This is a genomic window from Aquabacterium sp. OR-4 (assembly GCF_025290835.2).
GTDB lineage: Bacteria > Pseudomonadota > Gammaproteobacteria > Burkholderiales > Burkholderiaceae_C > Pseudaquabacterium.
In genome coordinates, this window is record NZ_JAOCQD020000001.1 from 851,723 (window position 1) to 870,884 (window position 19,162).

Annotated in this window: 21 protein-coding genes; 16 read left to right on the top strand and 5 right to left on the bottom strand. The window is 70.8% G+C overall.

Annotated elements, in window-relative coordinates:
- The first annotated feature begins 31 nt into the window (after positions 1 to 31).
- Positions 32 to 1,024 (top strand): tripartite tricarboxylate transporter substrate-binding protein, encoded by a 993-nt coding sequence (locus N4G63_RS03505; RefSeq protein WP_314599355.1) that lies wholly within the window; start codon positions 32 to 34, stop codon positions 1,022 to 1,024.
- A 3-nt stretch (positions 1,025 to 1,027) separates the two neighbouring features.
- On the top strand, positions 1,028 to 2,116 hold the full coding sequence (locus N4G63_RS03510) for a tripartite tricarboxylate transporter substrate-binding protein (protein WP_260788751.1): 1,089 nt from the start codon (positions 1,028 to 1,030) through the stop codon (positions 2,114 to 2,116).
- On the opposite strand, the gene ybeY is transcribed toward N4G63_RS03510, so the two are convergent.
- Together ybeY and N4G63_RS03520 are read right to left on the bottom strand one after the other, a co-directional pair.
- Complete coding sequence (gene ybeY, locus N4G63_RS03515; protein WP_260788750.1) at positions 2,104 to 2,559, bottom strand: rRNA maturation RNase YbeY; 456 nt, start codon at positions 2,557 to 2,559, stop codon at positions 2,104 to 2,106. The genes N4G63_RS03510 and ybeY overlap by 13 nt on opposite strands.
- Positions 2,556 to 3,563 (bottom strand): PhoH family protein, encoded by a 1,008-nt coding sequence (locus N4G63_RS03520; protein WP_260788749.1) that lies wholly within the window; start codon positions 3,561 to 3,563, stop codon positions 2,556 to 2,558. Before N4G63_RS03520 ends, ybeY begins: the two co-directional genes overlap by 4 nt.
- Before the next feature lie 130 nt (positions 3,564 to 3,693).
- Between N4G63_RS03520 and N4G63_RS03525 the strand changes: the two genes are divergently transcribed.
- From N4G63_RS03525 to ruvB, 4 genes are all read left to right on the top strand, one after another.
- On the top strand, positions 3,694 to 5,787 hold the full coding sequence (locus tag N4G63_RS03525; protein ID WP_260788748.1) for a sensor histidine kinase: 2,094 nt from the start codon (positions 3,694 to 3,696) through the stop codon (positions 5,785 to 5,787).
- A gap of 66 nt (positions 5,788 to 5,853) precedes the next feature.
- Positions 5,854 to 6,501 carry a response regulator gene (locus tag N4G63_RS03530; RefSeq protein WP_260788747.1) on the top strand — a complete coding sequence of 216 codons (648 nt, stop codon included), beginning with the start codon at positions 5,854 to 5,856 and terminating at the stop codon, positions 6,499 to 6,501.
- Positions 6,502 to 6,517: 16 nt separating this feature from the next.
- A complete protein-coding gene (gene ruvA / locus N4G63_RS03535) occupies positions 6,518 to 7,093 on the top strand; it encodes a Holliday junction branch migration protein RuvA (protein ID WP_260788746.1) in 576 nt (191 codons plus the stop codon).
- 147 nt (positions 7,094 to 7,240) lie between these two features.
- Positions 7,241 to 8,302 carry a Holliday junction branch migration DNA helicase RuvB gene (gene ruvB, locus N4G63_RS03540; protein WP_314599356.1) on the top strand — a complete coding sequence of 354 codons (1,062 nt, stop codon included), beginning with the start codon at positions 7,241 to 7,243 and terminating at the stop codon, positions 8,300 to 8,302.
- Positions 8,303 to 8,343: 41 nt separating this feature from the next.
- Here the strand turns inward: ruvB and N4G63_RS03545 are convergent, their stop codons facing one another.
- The gene (locus tag N4G63_RS03545; protein WP_260788744.1) at positions 8,344 to 9,453 is read right to left on the bottom strand and encodes a magnesium transporter CorA family protein; all 1,110 of its coding nucleotides are present in this window, start codon (positions 9,451 to 9,453) and stop codon (positions 8,344 to 8,346) included.
- A gap of 16 nt (positions 9,454 to 9,469) precedes the next feature.
- On the bottom strand, positions 9,470 to 10,474 hold the full coding sequence (hemB, locus tag N4G63_RS03550) for a porphobilinogen synthase (protein WP_314599357.1): 1,005 nt from the start codon (positions 10,472 to 10,474) through the stop codon (positions 9,470 to 9,472).
- Between the two features lie 321 nt (positions 10,475 to 10,795).
- On the opposite strand from hemB, the gene N4G63_RS03555 reads away from it, so the two are divergent.
- The 9 genes from N4G63_RS03555 to lipA all read left to right on the top strand — a co-directional run bounded on the left by N4G63_RS03555 (position 10,796) and on the right by lipA (position 17,847).
- Complete coding sequence (locus tag N4G63_RS03555; RefSeq protein WP_260789522.1) at positions 10,796 to 11,224, top strand: CopD family protein; 429 nt, start codon at positions 10,796 to 10,798, stop codon at positions 11,222 to 11,224.
- A gap of 10 nt (positions 11,225 to 11,234) precedes the next feature.
- Positions 11,235 to 12,362 (top strand): VanZ family protein, encoded by a 1,128-nt coding sequence (locus tag N4G63_RS03560; RefSeq protein WP_260788743.1) that lies wholly within the window; start codon positions 11,235 to 11,237, stop codon positions 12,360 to 12,362.
- Positions 12,363 to 12,422: 60 nt separating this feature from the next.
- Positions 12,423 to 12,749: a (2Fe-2S) ferredoxin domain-containing protein gene (locus tag N4G63_RS03565; RefSeq protein WP_260788742.1), complete on the top strand. Its 327-nt coding sequence runs from the start codon at positions 12,423 to 12,425 to the stop codon at positions 12,747 to 12,749.
- Between the two features lie 16 nt (positions 12,750 to 12,765).
- The gene (locus tag N4G63_RS03570) at positions 12,766 to 13,398 is read left to right on the top strand and encodes an alpha/beta hydrolase (protein ID WP_260788741.1); all 633 of its coding nucleotides are present in this window, start codon (positions 12,766 to 12,768) and stop codon (positions 13,396 to 13,398) included.
- 93 nt (positions 13,399 to 13,491) lie between these two features.
- Complete coding sequence (locus N4G63_RS03575) at positions 13,492 to 14,643, top strand: D-alanyl-D-alanine carboxypeptidase family protein (protein ID WP_260788740.1); 1,152 nt, start codon at positions 13,492 to 13,494, stop codon at positions 14,641 to 14,643.
- A gap of 207 nt (positions 14,644 to 14,850) precedes the next feature.
- The gene (locus N4G63_RS03580; protein ID WP_260788739.1) at positions 14,851 to 15,726 is read left to right on the top strand and encodes a D-amino acid aminotransferase; all 876 of its coding nucleotides are present in this window, start codon (positions 14,851 to 14,853) and stop codon (positions 15,724 to 15,726) included.
- Positions 15,727 to 15,801: 75 nt separating this feature from the next.
- On the top strand, positions 15,802 to 16,077 hold the full coding sequence (locus N4G63_RS03585) for a YbeD family protein (RefSeq protein WP_260788738.1): 276 nt from the start codon (positions 15,802 to 15,804) through the stop codon (positions 16,075 to 16,077).
- A 61-nt stretch (positions 16,078 to 16,138) separates the two neighbouring features.
- Positions 16,139 to 16,816: a lipoyl(octanoyl) transferase LipB gene (lipB, locus tag N4G63_RS03590; RefSeq protein WP_260788737.1), complete on the top strand. Its 678-nt coding sequence runs from the start codon at positions 16,139 to 16,141 to the stop codon at positions 16,814 to 16,816.
- 38 nt (positions 16,817 to 16,854) lie between these two features.
- Positions 16,855 to 17,847: a lipoyl synthase gene (gene lipA / locus N4G63_RS03595; RefSeq protein WP_260788736.1), complete on the top strand. Its 993-nt coding sequence runs from the start codon at positions 16,855 to 16,857 to the stop codon at positions 17,845 to 17,847.
- Positions 17,848 to 17,950: 103 nt separating this feature from the next.
- Here the strand turns inward: lipA and N4G63_RS03600 are convergent, their stop codons facing one another.
- Positions 17,951 to 18,469 carry a TlpA family protein disulfide reductase gene (locus N4G63_RS03600; protein WP_260788735.1) on the bottom strand — a complete coding sequence of 173 codons (519 nt, stop codon included), beginning with the start codon at positions 18,467 to 18,469 and terminating at the stop codon, positions 17,951 to 17,953.
- Positions 18,470 to 18,481: 12 nt separating this feature from the next.
- Between N4G63_RS03600 and N4G63_RS03605 the strand changes: the two genes are divergently transcribed.
- Positions 18,482 to 19,156, top strand: coding sequence for a DUF4197 domain-containing protein (locus N4G63_RS03605; RefSeq protein ID WP_260788734.1), 675 nt, complete (start codon positions 18,482 to 18,484; stop codon positions 19,154 to 19,156).
- Positions 19,157 to 19,162: the final 6 nt, after the last annotated feature.

Genomic DNA, 19,162 nt, shown 5'->3' on the forward strand with positions numbered 1-19,162 from the left:
GCCAAACCCCTTTTTTTGATGGAGACGAGGCATGACCGACACAGATCGGCGCAGCCTGCTGGGTCGCCTGGCGGCATTGGCCGCGGGCACCTGTCCAGGCTGGGCGGCTGCCCAGGCCGCCGCCGGCAGCGAGGCCGGACAAATCATCTACGGGTTCAGCGAGGGTGGCGTGGCCACCACCGTGGGCCTGGCCCTGGCCGAGGCCCTGTCGGGCACGTCGCAGGGGCGCATGGTGTTTCGCCACACCCCGGGCTCGGGCGGCAAGCTGGCCCATGACCAGGTGCGCCGCGCCGCGCCCGACGGGCGCACGCTGCTGTATGCCTCATCGAGTTCGCTGACGCTGATGCCGCACCTGTACCGCAAGCTGGGCTATGCGCTGGACGACTACCGCGCGGTGTCGCCGCTGTACGAGTTCACGCGCTCGTTCACGGTGGGGCCGCGGGTGCCCGAGGCGGTGCGCACGCTGGACGACTATGTGCGCTGGGTGATGCAGGACCCGGCGCAGGCCGCCTACGGCGTGCCGGCCATCGGCTCGGCGGCGCACCTGGCCGGCATGCTGGTGGCCCGGGCCCGCGATGTCACGCTGCGCCCCACGCCCTACCGTGGCTCGGCCACGCTGATCAAGGACCTGGTCAGCGGCAGCCTGGCGGCCGGCCTGACCATCGTGGGCCAGAACCTGGACGACTTCCGCAGCGGCCGGCTGCGCAGCCTGGGCGTGTCCAGCGCCGAGCGCTGGCCCTCGCTGCCGGGCGTGCCCACGCTGCTGGAGCAGGGCGTTGCCGACTGCGCCATCGTCGAGTGGCATGGCCTGCTAGGCCCCGCGGCCCTGCCGCTGCCGGTGGCTCAGGCGCTGCAGCAACGCGTGGCGCGCTTCATGGCCAGCGAGGCGATGCAGCGCGAGGCCACGGCGCAATCGCTGAAGGTGATCGCGCTGGCGCCAGAGGCCTTCCAGCAGTACATCCAGAGCGACTCGGCCCGCTGGGCCCAGGTGGTGCAGAAGACCCGCTTCTCGGCACAGGAGTGAGCCATGGCCGCAACCGACACTGCCACGCCGGCGCGCCGGCGCAACAGCCCCAGCCGTCGCCGCCTGCTGGGTGCCCTGGGCCTGGGCGGCCTGGGCGGCCTGCTGGGCGGCGGCCCGGCCTGGGCGCAGGCCCCGGCCGGCGGGCCGGCCTCGCTGCTGTACGGCTTTCCGAACGGCGGGCCGATCTCGCCGGTGCTTGACGCCCTGGTGGCCGGCCTGGCGGGCCGCTACCAGCCCGAGCTGAAGGGCCCCGTTCGCTACCTGCCGGGCAACGCCGGGCGGGTGGCCATCGACGCGCTGCGCCGCGGCCCGGCCGACGGCAGCCAGATGATCTTGTTGCCCAGCTCGCTGCTGACCCTGCTGCCGCAGCTGGGCGGCAGCAAGGGCGAGGGCGTGCTGCGTGAGCTGGCGCCGGTGGCGTCGGTGGCCGCCATCACCTTCTGCGTGGCGGTCGGGCCCCGGGTGCCGGCCAGTGTGCGCAGCATGGCCGACTACCTGGCCTGGATGCAGGCCAACCCCGACCAGGCCACCGTGGGCGTGCCGGGCCTCAACACCGGCGCGCATGTGCTGGCCAGCGCGATCGGCCGGCGCGCGGGCGCAACCTTCAACTTCGTCACCTTCCAGGGCACCGGACCGCTGGTGGCTGATCTGCTGTCGGGCGCGATCGCCAGTGCGCTGGTCATCGTGGGCGCGGCGCCGGAGGCCTTTGCCTCAGGCCGCCTGCGCGGCCTGGCGGTGACCAGCGAGGCGCGCTGGCCCTCGGTGCCCGACTGGCCCACGCTGGCCGAACTGGGTCTGTTCGAGGTGCCGGTGGTCGAGACCCTGGGCCTGTTCATGCATGGCGATACCGCGCCCGGCCAGCTCGAGGCGCTGGCCGCCGCCGTGCGCGCGCTGCAGACCGAAGGCCGGCTGCGCGAGCTGCTGCAGCGCATCGGCATGCGCCAGCCGGCGTCCGGCGGCACACCCGAGGGCTACCGCCAGGCCCTGCTGGCCGAGGCCCAGGCCTGGGCTGCGGTGCTGGTGGCCGGCAAGCTCAAGGCCGGGCCCACGGGCACCGCTGTCGGCGCGGCCCCGGGCGGTCAGCGCGTGTAGGGGTCGTGCAGTCCCAGGCCGAGGAGGATCTGCGACTCGTGCGCTTCCATCTCGGTGGCGTCTTCGTCGCTGGTCTCGTGGTCCCAGCCCTGGGCGTGCAGGGTGCCGTGCACCAGCAGGTGGGCCACGTGATCGGCGGGCGACAGGCCTAGCTCGGCCGCCTCGCGCGCCACCACGCCGGCGGCCAGCACCAGGTCGGCCATCACCAGCGGCTCTTGCGCGTAGTCGAAGGTGAGCACGTTGGTGGCGTAGTCCTTGCCGCGGTAGTCGCGGTTGAGCGCGCGGCCTTCCTCATCGCCGACAAAACGCACCGTCATTTCGGCCGGCGCGTCCAGTGCCGCGCGAATCCAGCGCATCACCTTGTGCCGCGGCAGCAGGGCGCGCAGGCTGGCATCGGCAAACTGCAGCGACAGGCTCAGCTCGGGCCGGGGCGTGCGCGTCATGCCGCACCCCGATCGCCGGCGCCGGGCTTGGCGGCCTCGTAGGCCTCGACGATGCGGGCCACCAGCGGGTGGCGCACCACATCGGCGGCGGTGAAGCGCGAGAACGCGATGCCGCGCACGCCGTCCAGCACCCGCGCGGCGTCGCTCAGGCCGCTGGTCACGCCCTTGGGCAGATCGACCTGGCTGGTGTCGCCGGTGACCACCGCGCGGCTGCCGAAGCCGATGCGGGTGAGAAACATCTTCATCTGCTCGGGCGTGGTGTTCTGGGCCTCGTCGAGGATCACGAAGGCATGGTTGAGCGTGCGCCCGCGCATGAAGGCCAGCGGCGCGATCTCGAGCTGGCCCTTCTCGAACGCCGCCTGCACGCGCTCGAAGCCCATCAGGTCGTACAGCGCGTCGTACAGCGGGCGCAGGTAGGGGTCGACCTTCTGCGCCAGATCGCCGGGCAGAAACCCCAGGCGTTCGCCGGCCTCCACCGCCGGGCGGGTGAGCACGATGCGCTGCACGCCGCTGCGCTCGAGCGCATCCACCGCGCAGGCCACGGCCAGAAAGGTCTTGCCGGTGCCGGCCGGGCCCAGGCCCAGCGTGATGTCGTGGCTGAGGATGTTGCGCAGGTACTGCACCTGGTTGGGTGTGCGGCCGCGCAGGTCGCTGCGCCGGGTGTGCAGCACGATGGCCTCGGCGTCGGGTGTGGTCACCACCGGCGTGTCGGCCGCGGCGCTGCCCCCGGCGCGCGGCGCCAGACCCTGCGCATGCGCCTCCACCAGCGCCAGCTGCAGGGCCTCGACCGCGATCGGCCGCGCCGCACGCTCGTACAGTGCCTGCAGCAGCGCCAGTGCGCGGCCGGCGGCCGCCTTGTCGCCTTCGACGCGGAACGCGCCGCCGCGGCGGCTGATGCGCACCGTCAGCGCGTCTTCGATGGCGCGCAGGTGCTCGTCGAAGGCGCCGCTCAGATGGGCCAGGCGGGCGTTGTCGGTGGGTTCGAAGACGTGGCGCAGGATCACGGTGCAGTGGGGCAGGCTGGGGGCGGGTGGGCCGGGCGGGCGCGCCGGGTTGCGGATTCTCCAACGAACCGGCCGCGCCGGCAGCCCGGGCTGCGCCGGAGGCCCGGCAGGCCGGCCCCACAATCGGTGCATGTTCGCCGTGCCCCTGCCGCACCGGGCGCCCGCCCCGTGCCTGTCTGACATTGGAACCGCGGCGCGTGCGCGCCGCATCGCCACCAGGCCGTGGCCTGCGCTGGCCCTGCTGCTGCTGTGCCTGTTGGGCCTGCTGGCCACGCCCGGCCTGCGTGCCGAGGTGCTGGTGCTGCGCGAGGCCCTGGCCGCGCCGGGGCAGGGCGAGCGCCCGCCCGACTGGACCGGCGCCAAGACCGTGGTGCTGCCCGACGACTGGGCCGTGCACCCGGTGGGCGCGGCCGGCGAGCGCTGGTACCGGCTGAGCTTCAGCGGCGCCCGCCTGCAGCGGCCCGTGCCCGTCGCAGCGCCGGCGGCCAGCCCAGCCAGTGCCGCCAGCGCAGCGGCTGCAGCCAGTGCAGCCAGTGCCGCCAGTGCCGCCAGTGCCGCCAGTGCCGCCAGTGCCGCCAGTGCCACCAATGCAGCGGCCAGCGTGCCCGGCAGTGGCGCGCTGCATGCGCTGTATGTCGAGCGGGCCTGCAGCGTGCTGCAGGTGCGCGTGAACGGCCAGCTGGTGCACGACGGCGGCCAGTTTGCCGAGCCGGTCAGCCGCCTGTGCCACCACCCCCAGCTGGTGGCCGTGCCCGATGCGCTGCTGCTGCCGGGCACCAACATCGTCGAGCTGCGCGTCAAGGGCTACGACCTGCCGCTGGTCAGCTCGCGCCAGCGGGTGGGCGGGCTGTCGGTGGTCGAGTTCGGCAGCCATGCGGTGCTGGCCGATCACCACGCCCGGCGTGCCTTGTTTGCGGTGCGCCTGCCCGAGGTGATGAGCGGCACGCTGCTGCTGATGGGCGGGCTGATGTTCGTGATGGGCTGGTTCAACCGCGCGCAGAGCTACCTGGCCTATTTCGGGGCGCTGATGGTCGGCTGGGCGGTGCTGCTGGCGCGGCTGTGGGCCTCGGAGCTGCCGGTCAGCAACCGCCTGACCGAGGTCACGCTGGCCGCGCTGGTGGGCTTTCTCACCTGGGCCGCGGTGCAGTTCCTGCTGCGCCACGCCAACCGCAAGCTGCCGTGGGTGAGCCTGGCACTGCCCTTGCAGCTGCTGGTGATGCTGGGCTCGATGCTGGCCGCCGACGCCCGGCACCTGCACTGGGTGTCGGGCCTGTGGTTCGTGCTGCTGGCGGCCCAGGCGGTGGCCGCGGCGGTGTTCTACCTCACCCGCGCGCGGCGCCAGCGCAGCCGCCAGCTGTGGCCCATGGCCGGGCTGCTGGTGGTGGTGGGCCTGGCCCTGCTGGTGCAGGCCACCACCATCCTGGCGCAGCTGGACAGCCGCATCGGCTACGTGGCCGAGCTGGTGCCGCCGCTGGCCTTCATCGCCATGGGCCTGCGTCTGGTGCAACAGTTCGGCCGCGCCTTCCAGACCAGCGAGCAAAGCCGCGCCGAGCTCGAGGTGCGCATCCGCGAGGCCACCGCGCAGATCGAGCGCAACTTCTCGCAGCTGGCCGAGCTGAAGGTCGAGCAGGTCACCGACCGCGAGCGCAAGCGCATCGCCGCCGACCTGCACGACGACCTGGGCGCCAAGCTGCTGACCATCGTGCACACCAGCGACAACGACCGCATCAGCACGCTGGCCCGCGAGGCGCTGGAAGAAATGCGCCTGTCGGTGCGCGGCCTCACCGGCAAGCCGGTGAAGCTGGCCGATGCCTTTGGCGACTGGCGCGCCGAGGTCATGTCGCGGCTCACCCAGTCGGGCATCCAGGGTGAATGGAGCGCCCCCACCGACGACGAGACACCGCAGACGCTGTCGTCGCGCGCCTATGTGCAGACCACCCGCATCCTGCGCGAGGCCATCAGCAACATCATCAAGCACAGCGGCGCCTCGCAGTGCAGCGTGCGCTGCGCCATCGCCGACGGCGACTTCCAGCTGCTGATCCAGGACAACGGCCAGGGCATTCCGGTCGAACTGGACGGCCGGCTCGACAAGGGCCACGGCATGGCCAGCATGAAGGGCCGCGCCAAGCAGCTGCAGGGCCAGTGCCTGGTCGAGTCGAGCCCCGGCTATGGAACCGTGATACGCCTCACATTGCCGCTGGAGCGCCAGCTCGCGTCCGTGTGAACCCGCTGTTACGATGGGATTCCCGCCTGCGGGATCCCGTGTTGAGATGTTGCCGACGGACCCGTCATGAATCAGATCCTGCTGCTCGAAGACCTGCCTGAAATCCGCGCCTGGCTCAAGAGCCTGGTGCTGCAGGTGTTTCCTGCCGGGCGCATCACCGAATGCTCGCGCGTGCACGACGCGCTGCAGCAGGTGCAGCAGCTGCGCTTCGACCTCGCGCTGATCGACCTGGGCCTGCCCGATGGCAGCGACACCGATGTGGTGGCCCGCCTGCGCGACCTGCAGCCCGACGCGCAAAGCGTGGTGGTCACGATCCACGATGACGACGAGCACCTGTTCCCGGCCCTGCAGGCCGGCGCCTACGGCTACATCCTGAAGGAGCAGCCGCGCGAACTGATCACCGAGCAGCTGCAGCGCATCAGCCAGGGCGAGCCGCCGCTGTCGCCGTCGATCGCACGCAAGGTCATCAAGTACTTTGCCGCCCAGGCCAAGCCGCAGGCCAATGCCATGCCCGACGTGCAGCTCACCGAGCGCGAGAGCGAGGTGCTGCTGCGCGTGGCCAAGGGCTTCACGCTGCCCGAGATCGGCGTGCAGCTGGGCCTGAGCCGCCACACCATCGCCGACTACGTCAAGCAGATCTACCGCAAGCTCAACGTGAGTTCGCGCGCCGAGGCCGCGCTCGAAGCGCAGCGCCTGGGTCTGTTCAGGCGATAGGCCACAATCGCCGTCCATGATCGGACGGCTCAGCGGCACGCTGGCGGAGAAGGCTCCGCCCCAGGTACTCATCGATGTCAACGGTGTCGGCTACGAGGTCGACGTGCCGATGTCGAGCTTTTACAACCTGCCGCCGCTGGGCGAGCGCGTGGTGCTGCTCACGCACCAGGTGGTGCGCGAGGACGCGCAGCTGCTCTACGGCTTTCTCACGCATGAAGAGCGCGCGGCCTTTCGCCAGCTGATCCGCATCACCGGCGTCGGGCCCAAGATGGCGCTCAGCCTGCTGTCGGGCCTGAGCGTGGCCGAGCTCACCCAGGCCGTGGCCCAGCAGCAGGCCGGGCGGCTGGTTAAGGTGCCGGGCATCGGCAAGAAGACCGCCGAGCGCCTGCTGCTCGAGCTGAAGGGCAAGCTGGGCCCCGAGCTGGCCCTGGCCGGTGGCGCCGCGGCGGCCAGCGATGCCCAGGCCGACATCGTGCAGGCGCTGATCGCGCTGGGCTACAGCGAGAAGGAGGCCGGCGCCGTGCTCAAGACCCTGCCGCCCGACATTGGCGTGTCCGAGGGCATCAAGGCCGCGCTGAAGGCCTTGTCCTGACGCAGCGGCGCGCCCGCCATGACCGGTGCGCGCCGCCAGCCACCTGAGCGGCCGGCCGCCAGCCGTCTGTACGGCCGGCCTCCAGCCGCCTGAGGCGACCCGGCGCGGGCTGGGGTCAGGGCGGGTGGTTTGAGCCACAATGACTGGATGGGCATCCAGACCGACGACTTTGCCGCACCGCCCGCACCGCGCGTGGTGAGTGCCAGCCGCGCCTCGCCGCAGGAAGAAGCGCTGGAGCGCGCGCTGCGGCCCAAGCTGCTGCAGGAGTACATCGGCCAGGCCAAGGCGCGCGAGCAGCTCGAGATCTTCATCGGCGCGGCGCGCAAGCGCGAGGAGGCGCTCGACCACGTGCTGCTGTTCGGCCCGCCGGGCCTGGGCAAGACCACGCTGAGCCACATCATCGCCGCCGAACTGGGCGTGAACCTGCGCCAGACCAGCGGCCCGGTGCTCGAGAAGCCCAAGGACCTGGCCGCGCTGCTGACCAACCTCGAGAAGAACGATGTGCTCTTCATCGACGAGATCCACCGGCTCTCACCGGTGGTCGAGGAGATCCTGTACCCGGCGCTCGAGGACTACCAGATCGACATCATGATCGGCGAGGGCCCGGCCGCGCGCAGCATCAAGCTCGATCTGCAGCCCTTCACGCTGGTGGGCGCCACCACGCGCGCGGGCATGCTCACCAACCCGCTGCGCGACCGTTTCGGCATCGTCGCGCGGCTCGAGTTCTACACGCCGGCCGAGCTGGGCACCATCGTCAAGCGCTCGGCCGGCCTGCTCAGCGTGCCGATCCAGGCCGAGGGCGCGTTCGAGATCGCACGCCGTTCGCGCGGTACGCCGCGCATCGCCAACCGGTTGCTGCGCCGGGTGCGCGACTACGCCGAGGTCAAGGGCGACGGCGTCATCACGCGCCAGATCGCCGACCTGGCGCTGAAGATGCTGGATGTCGACCCCGAGGGTTTCGACCTGATGGACCGCAAGTTTCTCGAGGCCGTGGTGCACCGCTTCGACGGTGGCCCGGTGGGCCTGGACAACGTGGCTGCCGCCATCGGCGAGGAGCCCGGCACCATCGAGGACGTGATCGAGCCCTACCTGATCCAGCAGGGCTTTCTGCAGCGCACGCCGCGCGGCCGCGTGGCCACACTGGCCGCCTACCGCCACCTGGGCGTGGCGCCGCCGCAATCGGCCGGCGGGCTGTTCGACGCCGGCTGATCGAGCAGCGCAGGGCGGCGCTGCGGGGCCGGATGCTCTGCTTACCGTCGCGAAGTGTCGATGTAGCGCCGGCGCCAGAAAAACGCGCCCAGCGCCAGGGCCACCACGGCCATCATGCCGGCGGCAAACCACACGCCGGTGGCCGAGTGGATCAGCGGCAGGCCTTCGAAGTTCATGCCGAAGAAGCCGGTGATCAGGTTCAGCGGCATGAACACCGCGGTCAGCACGGTGAGCGTGCGCATGATGTCGTTGGTGCGGTGGCCCAGTGCCGAGAAGTGCAGCTGCACGGCGGTTTCGGCCGAGTGCTCGAGCCGCCGCACATGGCTCAGCACGCGCTCGATGTGCTCGAGCACGTCGCGCGAGCGCACGCGCAGCAGCTCGCGCTCGCGCCGCGCCGCGGCACCGCCTTCGTCGGGCCAGTCGTCGAGGGCGTCGATCCACTCCTGCACCGCGCTGCGCTGGTCTTCGCAGGTGTCTTCCAGCAGGTGCAGGCTGTTGCGCGAATCCAGCAGCACCTGCCAGTCGGTGAAGCGGCTGTGCGGGTCGAGCAGCAGCTGCTGCAGGTAGCCGAGCTGGCGGGTGAGCAGGCGGCGCAGGTCGAGGTAGCTGTCGACCATGTGGTTGGCCATGCGCAGCATCAGGTCGGCCGGGTTGCTGGGCAGGCGCGCGCCGCGGGCGTCGGTGCCGGTGCCGGCGCCCTGGGCCAGCGCCGACAGGCGCTGCGCGAAGTGGTCGCGCACCGCGCAGTCGGCGGGGTGCACGGTGATCAGGATGCGGTCGAACACCGCAAAGCCCACCGGGCTGGTGTCGATGGCGGCCAGCGCCCGCCGGGCGCCGGCCAGCGTGCCGTGGTGCTCGTCGACAAACAGGTCGGCGCTGCCGGGGCTGGCGGCCAGACGGCGAAACACCAGCAGGTCGTACCAAGAGGTGTAGTCGAACTGGCTGGGCAGCTGGTTGTTCAGCAGATCGGAGACATGCAGATCCACCAGCGTGCCGGCGCCCCAGCGCTGCAGCGCCTGCTGCAGCTTGGGCACCGACAGCTCGAACACCCGGCGCGAGCTGCCCACCCAGATGAAGCCTTCGTCGGGCAGGGCCTCGGGCAGGTGCGGCAGCTCGGTGAAGCGTTCGCCGTGGATGTGGAAGATGCGCATGGCTGGCGGCGGCCGGTCAGCCCTGGCGCAGCAGCCGCGCGACGTCGAGCGCGAAGTAGGTCAGCACGCCATCGGCGCCGGCGCGCTTGAAGGCCAGCAGGCTTTCCATCATCACCGCGTCGTGGTCGAGCCAGCCGTTGGCGGCGGCGGCCTTGAGCATGGCGTACTCGCCGCTCACCTGGTAGGCGAAGGTGGGTACGCGGAACTCGGTCTTCACGCGGCGCACGATGTCGAGGTAGGGCATGCCGGGCTTGACCATCACCATGTCGGCGCCCTCGGCCAGGTCGAGCGCCACCTCGCGCAGCGCCTCGTCGCTGTTGCCGGGGTCCATCTGGTAGACCTTCTTGTCGGCCTTGCCCAGGTTCTTGGCCGAACCCACGGCGTCGCGGAAGGGGCCGTAGAAGGCGCTGGCGTACTTGGCGCTGTAAGCCATGATGCGGGTGTGGATGGCGCCCTGCGATTCGAGCGCCGAGCGGATCGCCCCGATCCTGCCGTCCATCATGTCGCTGGGCGCCACGATGTCCACGCCGGCGGCGGCCTGCACCAGGGCCTGGCGCGTCAGCATGGCCACGGTGGCGTCGTTGAGGATGTAGCCGCTGTCGTCCAGCAGGCCGTCCTGGCCGTGGCTGGTGAAGGGGTCGAGCGCCACGTCGGTGAGCACGCCCAGCTGCGGAAAGCGGTCCTTCAGTGCCCGCACGGCGCGCGGCACCAGGCCGTCGGGGTTGGTGGCCTCGATGCCGTCGGGCGTCTTCAGGCCGGTGTCGATCACCGGAAACAGCGCGATCACCGGCACACCGAGTGCCACGCACTGCTCGGCCACGCCCAGCAGGCGGTCGATCGACAGGCGCTGCACGCCGGGCATGCTGGCCACATCCTGCACCTGGTTGTGGCCATCCAGGATGAACACCGGGTAGATCAGGTCCGACGGGTGCAGGCGATGCTCGCGCACCAGCTCACGGGTGAAGGCGTCGCGGCGCAGGCGGCGCGGCCGGCTGGCCGGAAAGGGCGGCGGGGTGTGCATGGCGGGCGCTCCAGGCAGGTCTTGTTCAGGCGCGCAGCGTAGCGGCAAATCGGGCGCTTTCCGGCCGTTGCCGTGGCGCATGGCCGGCCGGGCGGGCCGCACGCGTCGTGCAGATGACACGAACTTTTCAGGGTCTCGTGCTCGCGCGACGTTTCAATTTGCTAATATTGAAAGCGAGGCGATGCCGCGAGGTGTCGTCTCCCTGCTTTTCCTCCCTGAGCAGGTGCCTTGGCGTTGAACACAATGACAAGGCTTACCACCCCGGCCCCTGGCCGGGGTTCTTTTTTTTGTGGCCGCCATAATCGCGCGATGAGTTCTGCGCTGCTCTGGGTCAAGGCCTTCCACATCGTTTTTGTTGCCAGCTGGTTTGCCGGTCTGTTCTACCTGCCGCGCATCTTCGTGAACCTGGCCATGGTGCCGGCCGACAGCCACGCCGAGCGCGAACGCCTGCTGCTGATGGGGCGCAAGCTCTACCGCTTCTCCAACCTGCTGATGGTTGCCGCGCTGCTGCTGGGCGTGTGGCTGTGGCTGGGCTTCGGCGTTCAGCGCCTGGCCGGGCAGTACTGGCTGCATGCCAAGCTGCTGCTGGTGCTGGGCGCCATCGGCTACCAGCACATGTGCCGCGCGCACCTGCGCCAGTTCGAGGCCATGAACAACCGCCGCAGCCACCGCTGGTACCGGGTGTTCAACGAGCTGACGGTGCTGTTGTTTGCCGCCATCGTGGTGCTGGCGGTGGTGCGGCCGTTCTAGCGTGCCCGCCGTGCCAGGCCCGCGTGGCCGCCATGCCAGCACGGCGGTGCCGCTGGCCCTGGCCTGGGCGGCCACCATCGTCTACGCCAGCCTGTTTCCGTTCACCGGCTGGCGCTGGCCGGTGGGCCTGGGTGTGGCCGAGATGCTGCGCCTGCCCTGGCCCCAGTACTTCATCCCCTTTGACATCACCAGCAACCTGGGCGGCTACCTGCCGCTGGGCCTGCTGGTGGCGCTGGCGCGGCTGCGCCATGGCGCGGGGCGCTGGTCGGCGCTGGCCGGGGGCGTGCTGGCCGGAGCGGCCCTGTCGTACGGGCTCGAAGTGAGCCAGCATCTGCTGTCGCAGCGCGTGCCCTCGCTGCTGGACTGGCTGCTCAACAGCCTGGGCGCGCTGGCCGGCGCGCTGCTGGCGGTGCTGGCGGCCCTGCTGGGCCTGCTGCGCGGCTGGCAGGCCACGCGCGAGCGCTGGCTGGAGGGTGGGCAGTCGGGCGCGGTGGCCTTGCTGCTGCTGTGGCCGGTGGCGCTGCTGTTTCCCACCCCGGTGCCGCTGGGGCTGGGCCAGGTGGGTGGCGCGCTGCGCGACTGGCTGTTCGTGCTGCTGCTGGACGTGCCCTGGGCGCAGTCGGTGACGCTGTGGCTTGATTCAGCCCCGGTGCCCAGCGAGCGGCTGTCGCCGCTGGCCGAGGGCCTGGCCGTGGCGCTGGGCCTGCTGGCGCCGTGCCTGCTGGCCTATGCCGCCTCGCGCCGCGGCTGGCGGCGCCTGGGTCTGGCCCTGGGGGCCACGCTGCTGGCCCTGCTGGCCACCACGCTGTCGACCACGCTGAACTTCGGCCCCGACCATGCGCTGGCCTGGGCCGTGCCCGACACGCTGGTGCCGATGGCCGTGGGCCTGGTGCTGGCGCTGATGCTGGCCTGGCTGGGGGCCCGCGCGGCCGCGGCGCTGGCCCTGGTGGCGTTCACCGGCCTGGTGATGCTGGTGCACCAGGCGCCCAGCGATCCGTACTTTGCGCAAAGCCTGCAGGGCTGGGAGCAGGGCCGCTTCATCCGCTTTCACGGGTTGGCGCAGTGGCTGGGCTGGCTGTGGCCCTATGGCGCGCTGGCCTGGTTGCTGGTGCGCCTGGGCGGCACGCGGCGGGTGTGAGGCGGCCCTGAACCTCGGCCAGCCGCCGGCGCGGCGGCCGGGGCCGCCTAAAATCAGGCGATGAGCTATTACCGCCACCATCTGTTCGTCTGCCTGAACCAGCGCAGCAACGGCGAATCATGCTGCGCCCAGATGGGCGCCCAGGCGGCGTTCGATCATTGCAAGGCCAAGGTCAAGGCCGAGGGCCTGGCCGGCCCCGGCGGCGTGCGCGTCAACAAGGCCGGCTGCCTGGATCGCTGCGCCGGCGGCCCGGTGGCGGTGGTCTATCCCGAGGCGGTCTGGTACACCTTCGTCGACAACGCCGACATCGACGAGATCGTCGAGTCGCACCTCAAGAACGGCCGCATCGTCGAGCGCCTGGTGCTGCCCGCCGAGGTGGGGCGCTGAGGCGGCACCCGGTGCAATGAACCGCGACACCCAACTGCTGAGCATTGCCGGCCCGGCCGGCGCGCTGGCCTGCGCCATCGACGAGCCGCCGGCCAGCGCAACCCCCGCCGGCGCGCCGCGCGGCGTGGCGGTGATCTGCCATCCGCACCCGCTGCATGGCGGCACGATGGACAACAAGGTGGTGCACACCTTGGCACGGGCGGCGCTGCAGCTGGGTTTTCGCACCGTGCGCTTCAACTTCCGCGGCGTGGGTGAATCCGCCGGCACCTACGACGACGGCCGCGGCGAGACCGACGACGCGCTGGCCGCGGTGGCCGCCCACCGCGACGCCGCGCTGCCGTTGTGGCTGGCCGGCTTCTCGTTCGGCAGCTATTGCGCGGCGCAGGCCGCTGCCCGCCTGGCCGAGGCCGGCACGCCGGCCGACCGGCTGGTGCTGGTGGGGCCGGCCACCAGCCGCTTTGCGCTGCCCGCCGTGCCGCCCGACACGGTGGTGGTGCATGGCGAGGCCGACGAGGTGGTGCCGCTGCAGGCCACCTTCGACTGGGCGCGGCCGCAGACCCTGCCGGTCACCGTGCTGCCGGGCGTCGGCCATTTTTTCCACGGCCAGCTCGGTTTGCTGAAACACGTGCTGGTGCAGGCGCTGCGCTGAACTTCCCGCCGCCGCGGCGGATCACTCCAGGACGGGCGGCCGCACACCGGCGGCCCGCTTCGTCTTTTTTTCCTCTTCTTGCTGCCGATCCCGATGAAACGTTTCCTCGTCACCCTGCTGGCCTGCCTGGGCATGGCCTGCGCACAGGCGCAGACCCCCGCCCCGCCCGAGGTGGCGGCCAAGAACTGGCTGCTGCTGGATGTCACCGCCAACCAGGTGCTGGGCGAGCGCGATGCCGATGCCCGCGTCGACCCGGCCTCGCTGACCAAGCTGATGACCGCCTGGCTGGCCTTTGACGCGATCAAGGCCAAGAAGCTGTCGCCCACGCAGACGCTGCCGGTCTCGCTGCGCGCCTGGGCCGAGCGCAAGGGCGGCGGCTCGCTGATGTTCATCGACACCACCATGTCGCCCACGGTCGACGAGCTGCTGCGCGGCATGATCATCGTCTCGGGCAACGACGCCGCGGTGGCGCTGGCCGAGGGCGTGGGCGGCTCGCTGGAGCAGTTTGTCGCGATGATGAACCGCCAGGCCCAGGCCTGGGGCCTGAAGAACACCCAGTTCAAGAACGTCACCGGCCTCAGCGAGGCCGGCCACCACAGCAGCGCACGCGACCTGGCCACGATCGCTTCGCACATCGTGCGCGACTTTCCCGAGCAGTACGCCGCCTACTATGCGCAGCGCAACTACAGCTTCAACAACATCAAGCAGGACAACCGCAACATGCTGCTCGGCCGCGACCCCACGGTCGACGGCATGAAGACCGGCTACACCGATGCCGCCGGCTATTGCCTGGTGGCCAGCGCCCAGCGCGACATGACCAACGGCAAGCGCCGGCTGGTCAGCGTGGTGCTGGGCACGGTCTCGCGCGAAGCGCGGGCCGCCGAGAGCCAGAAGCTGCTGAACTGGGGCTGGACCGCCTGGGACGCGGTGCGCCTGTTCGAGCCCGGCAAGGCCGCGGCCAGCGTGCCGGTGTGGAAGGGCAAGGCGCCCACCGCCGCGCTGGGGGCGGCGCAGGGCGTGGTGGTGGCCGTGCCCAAGGGCGAGGGCGACAAGCTCAAGACCGTGGTGCAGCGCACCGACCCGCTGGTGGCCCCCCTGGCCAAGGGCCAGCGCGTGGGCACGCTCGAGGTCAGCACCGCCGGCGGCGCCAAGGTGGCCAGCGTGCCGCTGGTGGTGATGGACAGCGTGCCCGAGGCCGGCATCGTCGGCCGCGCCTGGGATGCGATCCGTCTGTGGATCAAATGACAAGGCGGGCATGAACCTGCTGCGCGGGCACATCTCGGGCCTGCGCTGCTCGCCGTACGGGTGTACGGCGGCGCTGCTCGACCCAACCTGAGCCCGCTCGCGACGGTTTCTGCCCACCTTATGCCGAGTTGCAGGCGGATCAAGCCGCGTGCTGCCGGCTTGGGCTAATCTGCCTGCATCCGTCCGGATGCTGCCCAGAGGATCGCCATGACCGAACTGCCCGCCACCCTGTGCCACCTGAACGGCCGGCTGCTGCCGCTGCGCGAGGCCACCGTGTCGGTGCTCGACCGCGGTTTCATCTTCGGCGACGGCGCCTACGAGGGCCTGCCGGTCTATGGCCGGCGCTTCTTTCGTTTTGACGAGCACATGGCGCGGCTGGCGCGCAGCCTCGAGAAACTGCGCATCCCCAACCCGCACACGCCCGAGCAGTGGCTGGCCCTGCTGCGTGAGCTGGTGGCGGCGCAGCCGGCCGACGACCAGATGGTTTACCTGCAGGTCACGCGCGGCGTGGCCCTGCGCGACCATGTGATGCCCGAGGGCCTGGTGCCCACGGTGTTTGCGATGGCCAACCCGCTGAAGGCCCCCACAGCCGAGCAGCGCCACCATGGCGTGGTCTGCATCACCGCGCGCGACCTGCGCTGGCAGCATGGCGACATCAAGAGCACCAGCCTGCTGGGCAATGTGCTGGCGCGCCAGCAAGCCGCCGACCATGGCGCGGTGGAAACCGTGATGCTGCGCGACGGCTGGCTCACCGAGGCCTCGCAAAGCAATGTGTGGGTGGTGCACGAAGGCGCGCTGCTCGGCCCGCCCAGGAGCGAGCTGCTGCTCGAAGGCATTCGGGCCGAGCTGCTGCGCGAGCTGTGCGAGGAGGTCGGCATCGCCTTCAACCGCCGCCCCATCGCCGAGGCCGATGTGCGGGCCGCCGACGAGCTGCTGCTCAGCTCGGCCAGCAAGGAGGTGCTGCCCGTCACCCGGCTGGACGGCGAGCAGGTGGGCCACGGCGCGCTGCGCGGCAAGCCCGGCCCGGTGTACGGCCGCCTGTACGAGGCCTACCAGCGCGCCAAGCGTGAACAGTCCATCTAGGTGCTGCCGGCTTGAGATCGGCCCAGCCGCCCCGATCTGCGCCGCTTGCCCCGCCAGAACAAGCCCAGGTGCCCCATGCCCGACATCCCGCCCGAACAATCGCTGATCGAGTACCCCAGCGCCTTTCCGATCAAGGTGATGGGCCCGCATGTCGAAGGCTATGTCGAGGCCATCACCGCGGTGGCGCTGCATTTCGACCCCGGCTTCGACCCCGCCACCATCGAGCACCGGCCCAGCAGCAGCGGCAAGTACCTGGGCCTGACCATCACCATCACCGCCACCAGCCGCGAGCAGCTTGACGAGCTGTACCGCACGCTGTCCACGCACCCGATGGTCAAGATCGTCCTATGACCCCGCCCCGAAGCACCGGCGGCGCCATGCCCTCGGGGCGGCGGCGCCCGTCGGCCGGCCCATGCTGATCCAGAACCTGGGCCGCCAGCCCTATGCCCACACGCTGGACGCCATGCGCGCCTTCACCGAGGCCCGCACGCCGGACACGCCCGACGAAATCTGGCTGGTCGAGCACCCGCCGGTGTTCACGCAGGGCCTGTCGGGCAAGGCCGAGCATGTGCTGGATGCCGGCGGCATCGCGGTGGTGCCCACCAACCGCGGTGGCCAGGTCACGTACCACGGCCCCGGCCAGGTGGTGGCCTATCCGCTGATCGACCTCAAGCGCCTGGGCATCTACGTCAAGGAATACGTCTACCGGCTCGAGAGCGCGGTGCTCAAGGTGCTGCAGGCTCAGGGCGTCACCGGCCACCGCCTGGCCGGCGCGCCGGGCATCTATGTGCGCCTGGACGACCCCTTCGGCCATGCCGCGCTGAGCGGGCCGATGCCGGCGACCGACCCGTTTCGCGGGCTGGGCAAGATTGCCGCGCTGGGCATCAAGGTGAGCCGGCACTGCACCTACCACGGCGTGTCGCTGAACGTGGCCATGGACCTGTCGCCCTTTTCGCGCATCAACCCCTGCGGCTATGCCGGGCTGGTCACGGTCGACCTCGCTACACTCGGCGTCCCCGCGGACTGGGCGGCGGTTGCCACCCTGCTGGGCGAGCGGCTGGCCACGCAGTTCCTGCCGCGCAGCGCCTGAGCCCGCCGCGCCTTCCGTTCATCCCCGAGAGCAATCCGATGGCCACCGACAAGGTCGTGCACCAGGCGCAGGACAGCGCCACCTACGACGCCAGCGCCAAGCAGAAGGCGCAGGCCAAGACGGCGCGCATCCCGATCAAGGTGGTGCCTGCCGAGGTGCTGAAAAAGCCCGAGTGGATCCGCGTCAAGGCCGGCAGCCCCAGCACGCGCTTTTACGAGATCAAGCAGATCCTGCGCGAGCACAAGCTGCACACGGTGTGCGAGGAAGCCTCGTGCCCCAACATCGGCGAGTGCTTCGGCCACGGCACGGCCACCTTCATGATCATGGGCGACAAGTGCACGCGGCGCTGCCCGTTCTGCGACGTGGGCCATGGCCGCCCCGACCCGCTGGACGTGGACGAGCCGGCCAACCTGGCCAAGACGATTGCCGCACTGAAGCTCAAGTACGTGGTCATCACCAGCGTCGATCGCGACGACCTGCGCGACGGTGGCGCCGGCCACTTTGTCGAGTGCATCCGCCAGGTGCGCGCGCAGTCACCGGCCACGCGCATCGAGATCCTGGTGCCCGACTTCCGCGGCCGCGACGACCGCGCGCTCGAGATCCTGAAGGCCGCACCGCCCGATGTGATGAACCACAACCTCGAGACCGTGCCGCGCCTGTACAAAGAGGCGCGCCCGGGCAGCGACTACCAGTTCAGCCTGAGCCTGCTGAAGAAGTTCAAGGCCCTGCACCCCGACGTGCCCACCAAGAGTGGCCTGATGCTGGGCCTGGGCGAGACCGACGACGAGATCCTGGCGGTGATGCGCGACATGCGCGCGCACGACATCGACATGCTCACCATCGGCCAGTACCTGGCGCCCAGCGGCCACCACCTGCCGGTGCGGCGCTATGTGCACCCCGACACCTTCAAGATGTTCGAGGCCGAGGCGCAGGCCATGGGCTTTACCCATGCCGCCGTGGGCGCCATGGTGCGCAGCAGCTACCACGCCGACAAGCAGGCGGCCCAGGCCGGCGTGGGCGACGCCGGCTGAGTCACCCGCCACCCGCCATGACAAAAGCCGGCCACCCCGCCAAGGGGTGCCGGCTTTTTTGCTGCCAGGCCCGCTGCCAGGCCCGCGGGTGGCCCGCGCCCGCTCAGGCGGCTTCGGCCAGCAGCTTCTCCACCAGCGCATGCAGCGCCTCGAAGTCGGGCTTGCCCACGTAGCGCTTGACGATCTCGCCGCGCTTGTTGATCAAGAAGGTGGTGGGCGTGAGCTGCACCTGGCCGAAGCCCTGCGCCACCGCGCCGGTGTTGTCGATGGCCACGCCGAAGGGCAGCTTGCGCGAGCTGGCGAAGTTGGCCACGTAGGCCGGCGGGTCGTAGCTCATGGCCACGGCCACGGTCTGGTAACCGCGGCCCTTGTACTTCTCGAAGGTGGCCACGATCTCGGGCATCTCGGCCACGCAGGTGCTGCAGCTGGTGGCCCAGAAGTTCACCAGCACCACCTGGCCCTTGAGCTGCGACAGCGCCTGCTGCTGGCCATCGAGCAGGGTGTAGCTCACGGCGGGCGCGGGCTGGCGTTCGCCGGCGCTGCCGCCCCAGACCAGCCAGCCGGCAACGGCAGCGGTGGCCAGCAAGGCAGCGGTGGCAAGATGGCGGCGGGCAATCGACATGGGAGGCCTCGTATGAAACGGCGTGAGTTTACGGTTGGGCTGGTGCTGCCCGGTGTGTTGCTGTGGGATCCCGCCCGGGCCGGCGGGTTCAGTGAATCGGAGGCGGCACAAGGCATCCGCAGTGCGCTGCAGCGCGGCGCCGAGCTGGCCGTGGCCTCGCTGGGCAAGCCCGACGGCTTTCTGGGCAACCCGCTGGTGAAGATTCCGCTGCCGGGTATCCTTCACGACGCGGCCAAGCTGCTCAAGGCCACCGGCCAGCAAAAGCGCGTGGACGAACTGGTCACCGCGATGAACCGCGCTGCCGAGCAGGCCGTGCCCAAGGCCAAGACCCTGCTGGTGAACACCGCCAAGGCGGTGTCGGTGGAGGATGCGATCCGCATCGTGCGCGGCGGCGAGACCTCGGTCACCGACTATTTCTCGGGCAAGACGCGCACGCCGCTGGGCGAGCAGTTCCTGCCCATCGTCACCCAGGCCACCGAGAAGGTTTCGCTGGCCGACAAGTACAACGCGGTGGCCGGCAAGGCCAGCCAGCTGGGCTTGCTGAAGGGCGACGACACCAACATCCAGCGCTATGTCACCGGCAAGGCGCTGGATGGCCTGTACCGGCTGATCGGCGAGGAGGAGAAGAAGATCCGCCGCGACCCGACCGGCACCGGCAGCGCGATCCTCAAGAAGGTGTTCGGCTGAGAGGCT